The following is a 15,070-nucleotide window of genomic DNA, read 5'->3' as shown; positions in this document are numbered from 1 at the left end:
CAATTACGTCAAGGGCGCGAACATCGCCGGCTTCGTCAAAGTCGCCGATGCGATGTTGGCGCAAGGCGTGGTTTAAGCCGGTTCGATGCGGATCACTTCGATCAGTTGATCGCCGGCAGGTCGCTGCCATAGCACTTCATCGTTGAGCCGGGCGCCGAGCAAGGCCCGGCCCAGCGGTGAGGCCCAGTTGATCAGGCCCTGACTGGCGTCGGCCTGATCCTCGCCGACCAGTTGCACGCGGTGTTCAGTGTCGTGTTCATCGGCAAAAGTCACCCAGCTACCGATCTGCACCTTGTCGGTGGAGGTCGCAGCGACTGCGACTTGGGCGCTGCTCAGGCGCTGAGTGAAATAACGCAGATCCCGTTGCAGATCGGCGAGACGTTGTTTGTCGGCCTGCTCGCCCTTGGCCGTTTGCTCGGCGTGCAGGCTCTGCAACTCGATGACTTTCGCCTGCAACTGCGCCAGCCCTTGCGGGGTGACGTAGTTGGGCTGCGTGCTGACCTGACGTTCGACCGGCTGATCGGCCTGCGCGGCGGCGTTGTCTTCGTTGACGAATGCGCGACTCATGAAGTCCTCCTGTTAAAGGATTTGGGCCATGATTGCCGGCGTTTGGTTTCACTGGATGTCTGCAAGCGACCTATTGCGAGCGATAGGCCCGCCCGACGTCCTGGTCCTTCTGCTGCTGCCAGGCGCGTTCGCGTTCGTCCCAATGTTCGTTGCGATATTGCTCGCGATCCCTGTTTTCGAGCATCGCCTGACATTGGCGGAAGCCGTCGACCCAGCCGTCGGCGTATTGCTGGTCCTTGAGATAGCGCGGCACGTTCTTGCGAAACTCACCGCTGATCGAGCCCGCCGCTTGCCGGCCGCTGACGCAACCGTCATCGAAACCATCGGCGAAGGCCGGTGGATAGCCCTTGGCGATCAAGTCTTCATGGGTGGTCTGGCAACCGGCCAGCGCCAATACAACGGCCAACAATCCCACGCACCGCCACATCGCACTCTCCCGCGCCGGTTTTCGGCTGATACGGGAAGTCTAGAAGGGGATTCATGAGGCGGCTGTCGAAGGCCTGTGAAAAATCCATTGCACACCACAAAGCGCGTGTGGGAGCGAGCCTGCTCGCGAAGGCGTCGTGTCAGGCAACACTACTATTGACTGACCCACCGCCTTCGCGAGCAGGCTCGCTCCCACATTGGTTTTGTGCTGTGTGCGGGGATCAGTAGTGATACCACTTCACTTCCAGCATGACTTCTGTTTCCGGGCTGGCGAGCTGGCTGAATTCACGCTGAGCGCTCAGGCGCAAACCGAGGTTGCGCGACAGCTCCCACTGCTGATTCAGGCTCAGGCTGCGGCGCACTTCGCCGTTGAAGAAATAGTCGCCCTTGGCTTCCAGGCTCAGATTGCCCAGCGGGTGTTTCCACAGCACGCCGGTGTTGAAGCCGCCGGCCGGGGAAACAAACTCGGCGAAGTCATTGTTGTGTTCCACGCGCACCGTGCCAAGCGCGAAGCCGAGCACGTCTTCGCCCAACTGCCACGTGCCGCCGCCGCCACCGTTGACATGGCTGACCAGCGTTTCGTCGTCATGCTTTCCCGGCACCCGCTCAAGGCCACCGGTGACTTGCCACGACAGCGGTTGCAGCAGCTCGTTGCGCGGTGTCAGCGAACGAATGGTGGCCAGATCCAGTTGCTGCAGCTGCCAGTCATTGCCTTCGTACTGGCGCAGCTTCAGTTGCAGGATCTCGATCTGCGCGCCGAGGGGGAAGCTTTCGGCATTGTCATTGAGGTCGTGATAAGCCATGCGCAGGCCATATTCGCCGAACGCGCGATCGCCGCGCGTACCGAGGCCGGCCTGCCAGGTGCGGGACTCGTGGCCATCTTCGGGCAGACCGGGTTGCGGTATTTCCAGCTCCGGCGCCGGGTTCTTGTTGATCGCCCGCAGCAGTTCGAAACTGCGCTGCGCCCGTTGCGGGTCGCGCTCCTGGCCGTTGGCGCGGTAGCGCTCCAGACGATAGGCGGCGTCGACGATCAGCGCCTGACGTGCGCGCGGCAGGGCTTTGAACGTTGGCTCTTGCAGGACTTTTTGATCGGCGCTGACTTTCAGCACCCATTGCTGTTCATCATCGCTCAACGGCTCGGCGCGGCTGAGCAGTTCACGTTCGCGGGACGGGCGATATTCGATGTGCTCGACCAGCCCGGCCTCTTTCACCGCTTTGACGGTGTCGGTGGGGATTGCGGTCAGCGGGAATTGTTCGGTCAGGCGCAGGCTCGGCCGCGCCACTTGCAGCAGTTCCAGCAAGCGATACGAGCAGTTTTCGTCGAAGAAGAAATAGTCGAACTGGATCTGCTTGAGCTCCCACACATGTTCGACCATGCGTGCGGTTTCTTCCTGTGTCAGATTGAGCCGGTATTCCCACAGGTCACGGTTTTCCAGGCTGCGGTATTCCGACAGTTTTTCCTGATACGGCACCAGCGCGAACAGCCCCGGGTAGCCGCCCATCAAGCCTTTCCAGGCATACAGAATGCTGTTGTCCGAGCCTTCGATGTAGGCGCCGAAGTTGATCGCGTAGCTGAGCAGCGAGGTCTTGTCGGCCTGCACATCCGCCTGATCGATGCGCAGCAGGGTGTGGCCGAACATCGACGACGGGCTGTTGAGATACGCCGCCGGGAAAATCATCACCGCGCTGTGCGGCGAGACGTCCTTGAACCATTGCTTGTATTCGGCGCATTCCGGCGCTGGCAGGTCAGCGAGATTGAGCTGCGCTTTCAGCCAGCGCGTGCGCGCGGGGTATACGCATTGTGCGTGTTGCTCGCCGAGGCTGGCCGGGGCGTACAACGCCTGCACGGTGGCGGCCAGTTCGCGGTCCGGATGTTCATTGCCGTCGGGCGCGAGAAAGAACTTCTTGTCGCTGACATAGCTGCGCCAGCCGCCGAGCTTGGCGGTTTCGTAATGACCGAGGGAAATCCAGAAGCGGTCGTTGGCCAGTTGCTGCAAACGTTGAGGATCGATGTGAGGCGCGGCGGACAGCGGGGCGCAGACACAGAGCGCCAGCCAGGCAAGGCGTTTGAGCATAGTCGGCAACTTGAACAGGAAAGTAATAAAGACCCAAAGAGGGGCGGGCCAAAAAAAACAAAACCCGCTTCCCGAAGGAAGCGGGCGGGGTCGAGCTTAAGCCTGAGTTGCGTACTTGGCCAGACGTGGGTCCGATTTCAGTACTGCCAGGGTGTTGGTATGCACGTCTTCAGCGGTCACGTCAGCTTTGCTGAAGATCTGCTGGAAGTGCTCGTGGGTGACTTGCGCGAAGTGCGCACGATCTTCCGGTGCTACGCCCAGGACCACGGCATAAGTGGTCAGCGCTTCGCCATTGCCTTTGGCCATGTCTTCGGACAGCTCGTTCATCATGCCATTCATGGCGAACCAGGATTTGCCGCCATAAGTCAGGGACGCGTTGGTCGAGCAGCCGTTGGTGCCGGAGGTCATACCGAAGGTAGCGTTACCGGAAGTGCCGTTGGTGGTGGAAGCAAGGAAGTGCGCCGGGGTGCCACGCTGACCTTCGAACAGCATGTTGCCCCAACCGCAATCCGGGCCGCCCGGGGCTTGCGCCATTGCGTTGATGGATACAGCGGTGAAGAGAGTACCGAGAAGAATCCGTTTCATAGCTTTGTTCTCTTTATGTGCATACCAATGGACAGGGTTCTGGCCCTTCGTGCTCTGCCCGAGGACAAAGCCGAAAGTGTCAGTGGGCCGGTATTAGTTCCAGCCGCGCAGTTTGGAGTTTAGGCACGTTCCAGCGGTTCCGTGACTTTTTGCAAAATATTTGGAATAAACCTCTGATTTATCGGGACGCGTCGGCCGGCCGCGCGCTTGTCTATGCTTTGTCATGTGGCGCGCCTTGCCAGTGGGGCACGGGCAGCGCCAGAATGCCGCTACCTGCCCCGCCTGATTGTTAAGGAAGCCCGATGCCTGATCCTGTTGCTGCCAGCCTGCGTCTTGCGCCCGAAGCGCTGACTCGTCCGTTTTCCGCTGAACAGTTCAGCTTCACCAGCACCAATGATCTGGAGCCCTTTCGCGGTGTGCTCGGCCAGGAACGCGCGGTCGAAGCCTTGCAGTTCGGTGTGGCGATGCCACGCCCCGGTTACAACGTATTCGTCATGGGCGAGCCCGGCACCGGCCGTTTCTCGTTCGTCAAACGCTACCTGAAAGCCGAAGGCAAGCGCCTGCAGACCCCGGCGGACTGGGTCTACGTCAACAACTTCGATGAGCCGCGCGAACCACGTGCACTGGAGCTGCCATCGGGCACGGCGGCCTCGTTCATCGGTGACATCAACGGCCTGATCGACAACCTGCTGGCGACTTTTCCGGCGGTTTTCGAACACCCGTCTTACCAGCAGAAAAAAAGCGCCATCGACCGTGCCTTCAACCAGCGCTACGACAAGGCGCTGGACATCATCGAGCGGCTGGCCCTGGAAAAAGACGTCGCCCTGTACCGCGACAGCAGCAATATCGCCTTCACGCCGATGCTCGACGGCAAGGCCCTGGACGAAGCCGAATTCGCGCAGTTGCCGGAAGCCGAGCGCGAGCGTTTTCACGATGACATTTCCGGCCTCGAAGAGCGCCTGAACGAAGAACTCGCCAGCCTGCCGCAGTGGAAGCGCGAGTCGAACAATCAACTGCGTTCGCTCAACGAAGAAACCATCACCCTGGCCTTGCAGCCGTTGCTGGCGCCGCTGTCGGAGAAGTACGCGGAGAACGCCGGGGTCTGCGGTTACCTGCAAGCGATGCAGGTGTATCTGCTGAAAACCGTGGTCGAGCAACTGGTTGACGACAGCAAGACCGACGCCGTCGCGCGCAAGTTGCTGGAAGAACAATACGCACCGAGCCTGGTGGTCGGGCATCCGGCCAGCGGCGGTGCACCGGTGGTGTTCGAACCGCATCCGACCTACGAAAACCTGTTCGGCCGCATCGAGTACACCACCGATCAGGGCGCGCTCTACACCACTTACCGGCAGTTGCGTCCGGGTGCGCTGCACCGCGCCAATGGCGGTTTCCTGATTCTCGAAGCGGAGAAAATGCTCAGCGAGCCGTTCGTGTGGGATGCGCTCAAACGCGCCCTGCAATCGCGCAAACTGAAAATGGAATCGCCGCTGGGCGAGATGGGCCGCTTCGCCACCATGACCCTGAACCCGCAGCACATTCCGCTGCAGGTCAAAGTCATCATCATCGGTGCGCGGCAGCTGTATTACACGCTGCAGGATCTCGATCCGGACTTCCAGGAGATGTTCCGCGTTCTGGTCGACTTCGACGAAGACATCCCGATGGTCGACGAAAGCCTCGAGCAGTTCGCCCAGCTCCTGAAAACCCGTACTTCGGAAGAAGGCATGGCGCCGCTGACCGCCGATGCGGTGGCACGACTGGCGACCTACAGCGCACGGCTGGCCGAGCATCAGGGGCGCTTGTCGGCGCGCATTGGTGATCTGTTCCAACTGGTCAGCGAGGCGGATTTCATTCGCCATCTGGCCGGCGATGAAATGACCGACGCAGGCCATATCGAACGCGCCCTGAAAGCCAAGGCCACCCGCACCGGGCGCGTCTCGGCGCGGATTCTCGACGACATGCTCGCCGGAATTATCCTCATCGACACTGACGGTGCGGCGGTCGGCAAGTGCAACGGGCTGACAGTGCTGGAGGTCGGCGATTCGGCGTTCGGCGTGCCGGCGCGGATTTCCGCCACGGTCTACCCGGGCGGCAGCGGCATCGTCGACATCGAGCGTGAGGTCAACCTCGGCCAGCCGATTCACTCCAAAGGCGTGATGATCCTCACCGGTTATCTGGGCAGCCGTTACGCCCAGGAATTCCCGCTGGCGATCTCGGCGAGCATTGCGCTCGAGCAGTCGTACGGTTACGTCGACGGCGACAGCGCATCGCTGGGCGAGGCGTGCACGCTGATTTCGGCACTGTCGAAAACCCCGCTCAAGCAATGTTTTGCCATCACCGGTTCGATCAACCAGTTCGGCGAGGTGCAGGCAGTCGGCGGGGTCAACGAGAAGATCGAAGGCTTCTTCCGCCTCTGCGAAGCACGCGGCCTGACCGGCGAACAAGGCGCAATCATTCCCCAGGCCAACGTCGCCACGCTGATGCTCGATGAGAAAGTCCTCGCCGCCGTGCGCGCCGGCCAGTTCCACGTGTATGCGGTGCGTCAGGCCGATGAGGCGCTGAGCCTGCTGGTGGGTGAGCCGGCCGGGGAGCCGAACGCCGATGGCGAATTCCCCGAAGGCAGCATCAATGCGCGAGTGGTCGAGCGCCTGCGCGATATCGCCGAGATGATCAGCGAAGAGGACTTGAAAGAGGCTGAGAAGGAACTGGCGCAGGAGGCCCTCGCCGAAGCCAAACCGGCCTGATCAGTTCACGCCAGACCCTGTGGGAGCGAGCCTGCTCGCGAAAGCGCTGTATCAGTCGACGAATGAGTTGGCTGATCCATCGTCTTCGCGAGCAGGCTCGCTCCCACAGTGCTTTTCCAGATTGATCTCTGCGGGGATCTTCGGGGAATGTGCCACTACTCTGACGCCAATATTCACACAATGACCATTCGGCGCCTTCTGGTTCCATTTGGCTTGCGCGGGACACTTTTCTTCTATTCTCAGGTCAAGGATATCGACAGTATCACTGGATCGAGCCAGTCCTCCCGTGGGGGCTGAATACCGGCTTTACCGAGGGTCGCCGCCATGTCGCGCAACCTCTGTCTCACCCGTCAATGCCTGGGTCTGGTGACCCGGATCGAATGCGCCGTCAAGCCGCTGGCCGGCGACAACGGCATGTGGACGCTGCTCTTCGCGGCCGGCATGGCCGGCGAACAACCTTCCGCGATCAAAGCCCAAGGCCCGTTCCACGGCCCGGTGGCGGCCGAGTCGATTCTCGACACCATCGTTGAAAGCCTGACCTTGCATGGTTACGAACTGGCCGATGATCCGCAGATCTGGAGCTTGCATCTGCAAGCGCAGTTGCGGCAGATCAACGGCGGCCGTGGGCGCAGTCTCAACGGTTAAGGCGCCGTCTGGTCCACCGGCGCCTTGTCGAGCTTGACCTCAAAGCCGTATTGCACGGTGGCGAGGTCGGTGCGCTGATAGGTCTCCACGCGAGTCGGGCGACCATAAAAGTAGTGCACGCCGAGTAGCGCGGGGCCTTCGGTGCTGGCGTCGTGGCTGACCGAAAGAATCTGCTTGAGGTAGTGGCCACTGTCGTCCTTGACGAAGAAACGCCATTCGTTGGCCGGGAAGGTTTTCAGGTCGACTACCAGCGTGTTGTCCTTGATCGCCAGGCCTTTGGGCAATGACTGCGCGTCGTAGGATTGCTTGGCCACCGTGGCCAGAAACAACGGCATCGAGCCCACGGCAATCGCCGGGGTTTCCGGAAACAGATTCAGATCATAAGTTATCGTCGCTTGCAGCGGATCGACCTGATACGCCTCGGGCGGCAGTTCGATCGGCTCGTCGAGTTTGCCGCCGCGCTTTTCCGTGAAGAAGGTCACGGGACTGACGCCGGGGTTGAGTTCGTCGCCAAGCAATTCGTCATTGAAGGTGCGGCGGTGGGAAAACTCGATACGCGCCGCGCTCGGCTCTTCAACCGATTGATGAATGCGCACGCCGGCCTTCAATTGTTCCTCGGTCAGGTCCGCGCCTTTGAGCCAGTTGGCGGCGAGATCGTCATACACCACAACTGGCAGATCCAGCGGCTGCACGGTTTTGGCCGTGGTGTGCGGGTTGAAGGTGCGCACCGGCAGGTCCAGGGATTTGCGCGTCACCGTTGCCGAGGAGAAGTCGAGCACGCTGACTTCCAGTGTGTCGATCGGGCCGTGGAAATACACCTTGTTGTAGCGGCGCGGGTGGTCTTTCTCGAAGGCTTGCTGGTCGTCGCTGAGCTGTTTTTCCAGGGTGTCGCTCCAGCTCTTCTGCTTCTGTAACTGCGTCAGTTGCTTCTGGTAGAACGCGACCTGCTCCGGGCTTTCGTTGATCGAACCGGCGCGCACCAGGTATTGGCCGCTGGCGTCGCGGGCCTGGACGATCAGCGGATTGATCCGGATTTCGGCGACTTCCGCTGCCAGCGGCAGGCTGTTGCTGACTTCGACCTCGGCATAGTTCTTTTCCAGCTTGAGCAGTTTGACGCTGAGGTTGTCGTTGCTGCGGGTCTGGCCGACGTCTTTCTGCGTCAGGTCAAAGCTGTACAGGCGACGCGGCGCGATGACCTCGACCTGGCCTTGCAGGCTGACCGGTTGCGGCAGGCTTTTCTTGTCGACGTTCAGGCCATCGATGAACGGGTAGGTCACCGTCAGGTCATCGGGGTTGGTCACGTTGGAGCTGGACGGGCTGAGCTGAATGCCCGGATCGGTTTCCGACCATTCCGGCTGCCAGGCGATCACGCGTTTGTTGCTCAGCGTCACCGAGTGCCATTCGATGCCGTGCGGAAACAGAAAACCGCCGGGAATGTTCAGGTTGAACGGGAATACCGGTTGCAGATCGGTCAGGTAATCCGAGCTGGCGTCCTTGTGCAGCACGAACAGGCCGTTGATGAAGGTATCGACCAGCGCTTGCGGGGTAGGGTAGTGCTTGAGCACGGCGAGGGCGTCGGCGCCATATTCGGTGTGCGGCGCGATGTCGTCGAGCTTGAGCCTGGCCCGTTCGAGCAACAGCAGCGAACCGCCGAGTTCGGTGATGGCGTCCTTGAGCTTGGGATCGCTGATCGTGTCCAGTGACTGTTCGAAGGTGGCGGTCTTTTCGTCGAGGTTGGCGACTTGTTTTTCATCGCCGGGCGAGCAACCGCCGATGAGCAAGGCGAGGCAGATTCCGGCAGTCGTCAAGGCTGATCGCACATCCATTTCCACGCGTCCTGTCCACTGTCATTGGGCTGTCAATGCTTTGGACACTAGCAGAAAAACTTTGTCACACACACGCAGGTGGCGGATTTTCCGGCGGTTTCTGGCTGTCACAGCGGGCTGTTATACTCGCCGCCATTTCCAGCCCCTTGTGTGAGAGTCAATGGAACGCTTTATCGAAAATGCAATGTACGCCACCCGCTGGCTGCTGGCGCCGATCTACATCGGCCTGTCCCTCGGTCTGCTGGCGCTGGCATTGAAGTTCTTCCAGGAAATCATCCATATCCTGCCCAACGTCTTCGCCATGGCTGAATCGGATCTGATTCTGGTGCTGCTGTCGCTGATCGACATGGCGCTGGTGGGCGGTCTGCTGGTGATGGTGATGATTTCCGGCTACGAGAACTTCGTCTCGCAACTGGACATCGACGAAGGCAAAGAGAAGCTCAGCTGGCTGGGCACCATGGACTCGTCGTCGCTGAAGATGAAAGTCGCGGCGTCGATCGTGGCGATTTCTTCGATCCACCTGCTGCGCATCTTCATGGATGCCAAGAACGTCGATCCTGAGCATCTGATGTGGTACGTGATCATTCACATGACTTTTGTGGTGTCCGCGTTTGCCATGGGTTACCTGGACAAGGTCACCAAACACTGATCAGCCGACCAAGGCAAAAAAACCGCCCGTCTGTTGCGAAACAGACGGGCGGTTTCGTTTGTGGCTTGTGCTTTCAAGCGCAGCGGCCTATGCCTGTAACGGTGCGATTCGCCACGGTGTGAGGTGCTTCCATGAACCTGCAAGAGTTGAACGCGTTTGCTGTTGCCAGGAAGGTCGACGAGTTGAACCTGATCTCCATGGAAGGGGGCATTTACCTGTTGGAAGCGAGGATGCATGGGACGGCGTATCCGTTGAGCGATCTCAAGGGCAATATGCTGACGCTGCGCTCAGTGGAGCACGCGCGGGATCTGCTGCATGCCTTCCCGGTGCTGCCATTCAACCTTGTGCACACCTCAGTCCATGACGAAATGTGCGGGCTGGTCGCTGACCTCGATGAAAGCCTGAAAGTGCCGCTCGCCTGGCGCTCGGCCCTGTAGGCTCGGCCCCAAGTCCGGGGTATCTGTGCTAGTCTGCTCGCCCTTTTGGTTCCGGGCGCGCCGGGACGCGCTGTGCACGCACGGCAAGTCCTGTGGCCGTCCGCACAGCGGAGCAGTGTCATGTCCGAAGTAAATCTGTCCACCGACGAAACCCGCGTCAGCTACGGTATCGGCCGTCAACTCGGCGACCAGCTGCGCGACAACCCGCCACCGGGTGTCAGCCTGGACGCGATCCTGGCCGGTCTGACCGACGCTTTCGCCGGCAAGCCAAGCCGTGTTGGCCAGGAAGAAATGTCCGCCAGCTTCAAAGTGATCCGCGAGATCATGCAAGCCGAAGCAGCTGCCAAGGCTGAAGCCGCGGCTGGCGAAGGCTTGGCCTTCCTCGCCGAAAACGCCAAGCGTGACGGCATCACCACCCTGGCTTCCGGCCTGCAATTCGAAGTGCTGACTCAGGGCGAAGGCGCCAAGCCGACCCGTGAAGACCAGGTGCGTACGCACTACCACGGCACCCTGATCGACGGCACTGTGTTCGACAGCTCCTACGAGCGCGGCCAGCCTGCAGAATTCCCGGTTGGCGGCGTGATCGCTGGCTGGACCGAAGCCCTGCAACTGATGAATGCCGGCAGCAAATGGCGCCTGTACGTGCCGAGCGAACTGGCTTACGGCGCACAAGGCGTGGGCAGCATCCCGCCGCACAGCGTTCTGGTATTCGACGTCGAGCTGCTGGACGTTCTGTAATACCGAGCCTGCCTTGATGGCGGGCTGAAAAATGTGGGAGCGAGCTCGCTCGCGAAGGCGGTTTTTCAGTCGACTCATTCGTTGACTGATTTATCGCTTTCGCGAGCAAGCTCGCTCCCACAGGTTTTTTTAATGCTGCTCATATTTCGATCTTGTTGTGCAGCTCATTGGTCGGGCGCAACGCCCGGGCATAGCAGAACAGGAACAGATTGCGCACCAGCTCCTTGAGCACCAGCGGCTCGCTGGAATTGAGGCTGCTGACGTCCAGATCGCCTTGATCCTGCAGCTCATGCAAGGCTTCTTCTTCAAGCACCGCACAGACTTCGCCGGTTTCCCGATGGAGGATTCTGAGGTAAGGGTGTGGGCGATCCAGCCAGGCGTCGATCAAATAAGTCATGGGGTTCATCTCCTTGAAAGGTTTCAATGAGAATAATTCTTATTCATCAAATAGCAAGTGCCTATTGGCGGATCGTGGAGTTTTCCGGGTAAAGGTTGTGTCAGGTCAAAATGACTGGCTGATGGCCATGCGCGGATTCATTGAGCCGAAGCGGGGAGGGCAAAGCTCCATCCCACGGCTGGCGCAGGATGGATGACGCAAGGCTCAGACTTTTCTGACGAACTCGGATTTGAGCTTCATCGGACCGATGCCGTCGATCTTGCAGTCGATGTCGTGATCGCCATCGCACAGGCGGATGTTCTTGACCTTGGTGCCGACCTTGACCACCAGCGATGTGCCTTTGACCTTGAGGTCCTTGATCACGGTGATGGTGTCGCCGTCCTGCAGGACGTTGCCGACCGAATCTTTCTTCACGGCATCATCAGCCGCCACTTCGGCTTCGCCGCTGGCAGACCACTCGTGGGCGCACTCGGGGCAGACCAGTTGGGTGCCGTCTTCGTAGGTGTATTCGGAATTGCATTTCGGGCAGGGTGGCAACGTGCTCACTAAGGTTCCTTGGGTATCAGGAGGACTAAAGGGCGCACATTGTATAGGGTTTTACGCGGAGGAGGGCATAGCGCAGAAACAACTGTGGGAGCGAGCCTGCTCGCGAAAGCGCTGTGTCAGTCAACATTGAGTCGATTGGCAGATTGCTTTCGCGAGCAGGCTCGCTCCCACAGGGGATGAATCAGTGCGTGCGGGCGACCGCGAACTCGCTCAGTTCCACCAGCGCATCGCGGTATTCGCTGGCCGGCAGCGCCTCGAGGCACTTGATCGCGCGTGCCACGTAATCGCGGGCCAGTTGCGCGGTGTACTCCAGCGAGCCGGACGCTTCGACGGCGATACGAATGCTTTCCAGGTCTTCGATCCCGCCTTTCTGGATCGCCTGACGCACCAGTGCCGCCTGTTCGGCCGTGCCTTCGCGCATGGTGTAGATCAGCGGCAGGGTTGGCTTGCCTTCGGCCAGATCGTCGCCGACGTTCTTGCCCAGGGTTTCCGCGTCGCCTTTATAGTCGAGCAAGTCATCAACCAGCTGGAACGCCACACCCAGGTGATCGCCGAACGTGCGCAGGGCTTCGCTCTGCTCGGCGGTCGCGCCAGCCAGGGCGGCGGCGCTGTGGGTAGAGGCTTCGAAGAGCATCGCGGTCTTGCCGCGGATGACTTCCATGTAGGTTTCTTCGCTGGTGCTGGCGTCACGCACCTTGGACAGCTGCAACACTTCGCCTTCAGCGATGATGCGCGTGGCCTGGGAGAGGATCTTCATCACCGGCATCGAGCCCAGTTCGACCATCATTTCGAACGAGCGCGAGTACAGGAAGTCGCCGACCAGCACGCTCGGGGCATTGCCCCACATGGCGTTGGCGGTCGAGCGGCCACGACGCATGCCGGACATGTCGACGACGTCGTCATGCAGCAGGGTCGCGGTGTGCAGGAATTCGATGGTGGCGGCCAGCAGGCGCATGTCGTCGCCTTCGCGACCCAGGGCCTTGCCACACAGCAACACTAATAAAGGACGCAGGCGTTTGCCGCCGGCCGACGTGATGTAATCGCCGATTTTCGATACCAGCGGCACTCGAGACGTCAGCTGCTTCTTGATGATGCCGTCGACGGCGCTAAAATCGTCCGCCACCGCGCGGTAGAAAGCTTGGGGTTGCATCAGCGAGAGTCGCTCCAGAAGGGTTGCGCGGCATGCTAGGACCCCCGTCCAGACCTGTCAAGGCGCGATGGACGGCCACTTGCGCGAGGCAGATTGCTTGCGTACAATCGCGCACCCTGAACTTCCTGGGCAGCACCTGCCTTACGCAATTGCACTTGGGCCGTTCCAGCCCCATGCAGCCATGCCAGCCAATACCTCTTCTTATAAAGAGCTGGGTGAGCAGGATTATCGGAGAAATACCATGTACGCAGTAATCGTTACCGGCGGTAAGCAATACAAGGTCGCTGAAGGTGAATACCTGAAGATCGAAAAACTGGAAATCGCTACTGGCGAATCCGTGACTTTTGATCGCGTTCTGCTGGTCGCCAACGGCGACGACGTGAACATCGGCGCACCAGTTGTTGCTGGCGCAACCGTCAAGGCTGAAGTGATCTCCCAAGGTCGTCACGATAAAGTCCGCATCATCAAGTTCCGTCGCCGTAAGCACCACATGAAGCGTATGGGCCACCGCCAGTGGTTCACCGAGATCAAAATCACCGGTATTCAGGCTTAATTACAGCCTAATTCCTCACTAGGAGAATTGAACTCATGGCACACAAAAAAGCTGGTGGTAGTACCCGTAACGGTCGCGACTCAGAAGCCAAGCGCCTTGGCGTGAAGATGTATGGCGGCCAGGTCATCAAGGCCGGCAACATCATCGTGCGTCAGCGCGGCACCCAATTCCACGCTGGCTACGGCGTTGGCATGGGCAAGGATCACACTCTCTTCGCTAAAATCGAAGGCGTGATCAAGTTCGAAGTAAAAGGCGCCTTCGGTCGTCGTTACGTGAGCGTAATCGCGGCTTAATCGCGAGATCGCTGGAGAAGCCCTGTCTTGCGACGGGGCTTTTTCGTTTGTGGGGTGAGTCTCTTGCAAAGCTGTTTGTATGGGCTGTCGGCGTGCGATGCAGGTCGTGTCTTGGGGTCGCTGCGCTCATTTTTGCAAGAGTCTTATGTCTTGATTGTTTTTCGGCTCGTCCGTACGGCGAGAGGCGTTGGTTATGAAGTTTGTTGATGAAGTATCGATTCGCGTAAAGGCCGGTGACGGTGGCAACGGTGCCATGAGTTTCCGCCGGGAAAAATTCATTGAAAACGGCGGTCCGAACGGCGGTGATGGCGGTGACGGCGGTTCCATCTACATGATGGCCGACGAAAACCTCAACACCCTGGTCGACTACCGTTACACCCGTCACTTCGATGCCGAGCGTGGCTCCAACGGCGGCAGCACCGACTGCACCGGCAAGAAGGGCGAAGACCTGATCCTGCGCGTGCCGGTCGGCACCACCGTGATCGACTCTGCCACTCAGGAAGTCATCGGCGACCTGACCAAGGCCGGTCAGAAACTGATGGTAGTGCAGGGCGGCTGGCACGGTCTGGGCAACACCCGTTTCAAATCCAGTACCAACCGTGCACCGCGTCAGACCACGCCAGGCAAGCCGGGCGAGCAGCGCGACCTGAAACTGGAAATGAAAGTGCTGGCCGACGTCGGTCTGCTGGGCTTGCCGAACGCCGGTAAAAGTACCTTTATCCGTTCGGTCTCGGCGGCCAAGCCGAAAGTTGCCGACTACCCGTTCACCACGCTGGTGCCGAACCTGGGTGTGGTCAGCGTCGATCGCTGGAAGAGCTTCGTCATTGCCGACATTCCGGGGCTGATCGAAGGCGCTTCCGACGGTGCTGGCCTGGGCATTCGCTTCCTCAAGCACCTGGCGCGCACGCGTTTGCTGCTGCACCTCGTCGACATGGCGCCGCTGGATGATTCCAGTGCTCCGGACGCGGCTGAAGTGATCGTCAACGAGTTGATCAAGTTCAGTCCGTCGCTGGCCGAGCGTGATCGCTGGCTGGTGCTGAACAAGTGCGACCAGATCCTTGAAGAAGAGCACGATGCTCGGGTCAAGGAAATCGTCGATCGTCTGGAGTGGACCGGTCCGGTGTACGTGATCTCGGCCATTGCCAAGATCGGTACCGAGCGTCTGTGCCACGACATCATGCGTTACATGGAAGATCGTGCCGATCGCCTCGCCGCAGATCCTGCGTACAAGGAAGAGCTGGCCGATCTCGATCAGCGCATCGAAGACGAAGCCCGTGCGCAGTTGCAGGCGCTGGACGACAAGCGTGCCCTGCGTCGCAGTGGCGTGAAGTCGGTCCATGACATCGGCGACGATGACTGGGACGAAGAAGATGTGGATGACGAAGACGGTCCGGAAATCATTTACGTGCGTGACTGATCCGTTGCGATAAACTTGAACGCCG

General features: G+C 60.0%; 17 protein-coding genes. 9 read left to right on the top strand and 8 right to left on the bottom strand.

The window, feature by feature from the left end; all coding sequences use genetic code 11:
• A partial coding sequence (locus D8U71_RS28530) for a hypothetical protein (protein WP_241664189.1) occupies positions 1-76 on the top strand: 76 nt, incomplete at its 5' end.
• Here the strand turns inward: D8U71_RS28530 and D8U71_RS01505 are convergent.
• From D8U71_RS01505 to D8U71_RS01490, 4 genes are all read right to left on the bottom strand, one after another.
• Entirely contained in the window at positions 73-567 is a 495-nt protein-coding gene (locus D8U71_RS01505) for a GreA/GreB family elongation factor (RefSeq protein ID WP_039761720.1), read from the bottom strand. The two genes, D8U71_RS28530 and D8U71_RS01505, sit on opposite strands and share 4 nt — an antisense overlap.
• Before the next feature lie 70 nt (positions 568-637).
• On the bottom strand, positions 638-994 hold the full coding sequence (locus D8U71_RS01500) for a hypothetical protein (protein WP_125925968.1): 357 nt from the start codon (positions 992-994) through the stop codon (positions 638-640).
• Between the two features lie 220 nt (positions 995-1,214).
• A complete protein-coding gene (locus tag D8U71_RS01495) occupies positions 1,215-3,068 on the bottom strand; it encodes a DUF4105 domain-containing protein (protein ID WP_130887014.1) in 1,854 nt (617 codons plus the stop codon).
• 96 nt (positions 3,069-3,164) lie between these two features.
• Positions 3,165-3,653 (bottom strand): DUF3015 domain-containing protein, encoded by a 489-nt coding sequence (locus D8U71_RS01490; RefSeq protein WP_016773112.1) that lies wholly within the window; start codon positions 3,651-3,653, stop codon positions 3,165-3,167.
• Positions 3,654-3,955: 302 nt separating this feature from the next.
• Between D8U71_RS01490 and D8U71_RS01485 the strand changes: the two genes are divergently transcribed.
• Both D8U71_RS01485 and D8U71_RS01475 read left to right on the top strand, forming a co-directional pair.
• Positions 3,956-6,394 (top strand): ATP-binding protein, encoded by a 2,439-nt coding sequence (locus D8U71_RS01485; RefSeq protein WP_024014367.1) that lies wholly within the window; start codon positions 3,956-3,958, stop codon positions 6,392-6,394.
• A gap of 324 nt (positions 6,395-6,718) precedes the next feature.
• Positions 6,719-7,039: a hypothetical protein gene (locus D8U71_RS01475; protein ID WP_016773114.1), complete on the top strand. Its 321-nt coding sequence runs from the start codon at positions 6,719-6,721 to the stop codon at positions 7,037-7,039.
• Here D8U71_RS01475 and D8U71_RS01470 read toward each other — a convergent pair.
• Positions 7,036-8,865, bottom strand: a complete 1,830-nt coding sequence (locus tag D8U71_RS01470) for a hypothetical protein (protein ID WP_130887012.1) — start codon at positions 8,863-8,865, stop codon at positions 7,036-7,038. The genes D8U71_RS01475 and D8U71_RS01470 overlap by 4 nt on opposite strands.
• 160 nt (positions 8,866-9,025) lie before the next feature.
• Here D8U71_RS01470 and D8U71_RS01465 point away from each other — a divergent pair, with 160 nt between their 5' ends.
• From D8U71_RS01465 to D8U71_RS01455, 3 genes are all read left to right on the top strand, one after another.
• Positions 9,026-9,514, top strand: coding sequence for a TIGR00645 family protein (locus D8U71_RS01465; protein WP_016773116.1), 489 nt, complete (start codon positions 9,026-9,028; stop codon positions 9,512-9,514).
• Positions 9,515-9,645: 131 nt separating this feature from the next.
• A complete protein-coding gene (locus tag D8U71_RS01460; protein WP_024014365.1) occupies positions 9,646-9,951 on the top strand; it encodes a DUF6482 family protein in 306 nt (101 codons plus the stop codon).
• A 120-nt stretch (positions 9,952-10,071) separates the two neighbouring features.
• Positions 10,072-10,689 carry an FKBP-type peptidyl-prolyl cis-trans isomerase gene (locus D8U71_RS01455; RefSeq protein WP_039761705.1) on the top strand — a complete coding sequence of 206 codons (618 nt, stop codon included), beginning with the start codon at positions 10,072-10,074 and terminating at the stop codon, positions 10,687-10,689.
• 139 nt (positions 10,690-10,828) lie between these two features.
• On the opposite strand, the gene D8U71_RS01450 is transcribed toward D8U71_RS01455, so the two are convergent.
• The 3 genes from D8U71_RS01450 to D8U71_RS01440 all read right to left on the bottom strand — a co-directional run bounded on the left by D8U71_RS01450 (position 10,829) and on the right by D8U71_RS01440 (position 12,782).
• Positions 10,829-11,086, bottom strand: a complete 258-nt coding sequence (locus D8U71_RS01450; RefSeq protein ID WP_016773118.1) for a hypothetical protein — start codon at positions 11,084-11,086, stop codon at positions 10,829-10,831.
• A 204-nt stretch (positions 11,087-11,290) separates the two neighbouring features.
• Positions 11,291-11,632 (bottom strand): zinc ribbon domain-containing protein YjdM, encoded by a 342-nt coding sequence (locus tag D8U71_RS01445; RefSeq protein ID WP_016773119.1) that lies wholly within the window; start codon positions 11,630-11,632, stop codon positions 11,291-11,293.
• A gap of 181 nt (positions 11,633-11,813) precedes the next feature.
• The gene (locus D8U71_RS01440) at positions 11,814-12,782 is read right to left on the bottom strand and encodes a polyprenyl synthetase family protein (protein ID WP_016773120.1); all 969 of its coding nucleotides are present in this window, start codon (positions 12,780-12,782) and stop codon (positions 11,814-11,816) included.
• A 241-nt stretch (positions 12,783-13,023) separates the two neighbouring features.
• On the opposite strand from D8U71_RS01440, the gene rplU reads away from it, so the two are divergent.
• From rplU to cgtA, 3 genes are all read left to right on the top strand, one after another.
• Positions 13,024-13,335, top strand: coding sequence for a 50S ribosomal protein L21 (rplU, locus tag D8U71_RS01435; RefSeq protein WP_007924746.1), 312 nt, complete (start codon positions 13,024-13,026; stop codon positions 13,333-13,335).
• A 35-nt stretch (positions 13,336-13,370) separates the two neighbouring features.
• Positions 13,371-13,628 (top strand): 50S ribosomal protein L27, encoded by a 258-nt coding sequence (rpmA, locus tag D8U71_RS01430; protein WP_016773121.1) that lies wholly within the window; start codon positions 13,371-13,373, stop codon positions 13,626-13,628.
• Between the two features lie 193 nt (positions 13,629-13,821).
• Positions 13,822-15,045 carry an Obg family GTPase CgtA gene (gene cgtA / locus D8U71_RS01425; protein ID WP_016773122.1) on the top strand — a complete coding sequence of 408 codons (1,224 nt, stop codon included), beginning with the start codon at positions 13,822-13,824 and terminating at the stop codon, positions 15,043-15,045.
• Positions 15,046-15,070 lie beyond the last annotated feature (25 nt).

Source organism: Pseudomonas sp. Sample_21, assembly GCF_004307525.1.
GTDB classification, from domain to species: Bacteria; Pseudomonadota; Gammaproteobacteria; order Pseudomonadales; family Pseudomonadaceae; genus Aquipseudomonas; species Aquipseudomonas atacamensis.
Note: the sequence above shows the minus strand (reverse complement) of the source record. Positions and strands in the feature narration are given on the sequence as shown.

Bases quoted from the DNA above. Each gene is read 5' to 3' on its own strand.
- D8U71_RS01505 (WP_039761720.1), bottom strand. From the start codon at position 567: ATGAGTCGCGCATTCGTCAACGAAGACAACGCCGCCGCGCAGGCCGAT.
- D8U71_RS01500 (WP_125925968.1), bottom strand. From the start codon at position 994: ATGTGGCGGTGCGTGGGATTGTTGGCCGTTGTATTGGCGCTGGCCGGT.
- D8U71_RS01495 (WP_130887014.1), bottom strand. From the start codon at position 3,068: ATGCTCAAACGCCTTGCCTGGCTGGCGCTCTGTGTCTGCGCCCCGCTG.
- D8U71_RS01490 (WP_016773112.1), bottom strand. From the start codon at position 3,653: ATGAAACGGATTCTTCTCGGTACTCTCTTCACCGCTGTATCCATCAAC.
- D8U71_RS01485 (WP_024014367.1), top strand. From the start codon at position 3,956: ATGCCTGATCCTGTTGCTGCCAGCCTGCGTCTTGCGCCCGAAGCGCTG.
- D8U71_RS01475 (WP_016773114.1), top strand. From the start codon at position 6,719: ATGTCGCGCAACCTCTGTCTCACCCGTCAATGCCTGGGTCTGGTGACC.
- D8U71_RS01470 (WP_130887012.1), bottom strand. From the start codon at position 8,865: ATGGATGTGCGATCAGCCTTGACGACTGCCGGAATCTGCCTCGCCTTG.
- D8U71_RS01465 (WP_016773116.1), top strand. From the start codon at position 9,026: ATGGAACGCTTTATCGAAAATGCAATGTACGCCACCCGCTGGCTGCTG.
- D8U71_RS01460 (WP_024014365.1), top strand. From the start codon at position 9,646: ATGAACCTGCAAGAGTTGAACGCGTTTGCTGTTGCCAGGAAGGTCGAC.
- D8U71_RS01455 (WP_039761705.1), top strand. From the start codon at position 10,072: ATGTCCGAAGTAAATCTGTCCACCGACGAAACCCGCGTCAGCTACGGT.
- D8U71_RS01450 (WP_016773118.1), bottom strand. From the start codon at position 11,086: ATGACTTATTTGATCGACGCCTGGCTGGATCGCCCACACCCTTACCTC.
- D8U71_RS01440 (WP_016773120.1), bottom strand. From the start codon at position 12,782: ATGCAACCCCAAGCTTTCTACCGCGCGGTGGCGGACGATTTTAGCGCC.
- rplU (WP_007924746.1), top strand. From the start codon at position 13,024: ATGTACGCAGTAATCGTTACCGGCGGTAAGCAATACAAGGTCGCTGAA.
- rpmA (WP_016773121.1), top strand. From the start codon at position 13,371: ATGGCACACAAAAAAGCTGGTGGTAGTACCCGTAACGGTCGCGACTCA.
- cgtA (WP_016773122.1), top strand. From the start codon at position 13,822: ATGAAGTTTGTTGATGAAGTATCGATTCGCGTAAAGGCCGGTGACGGT.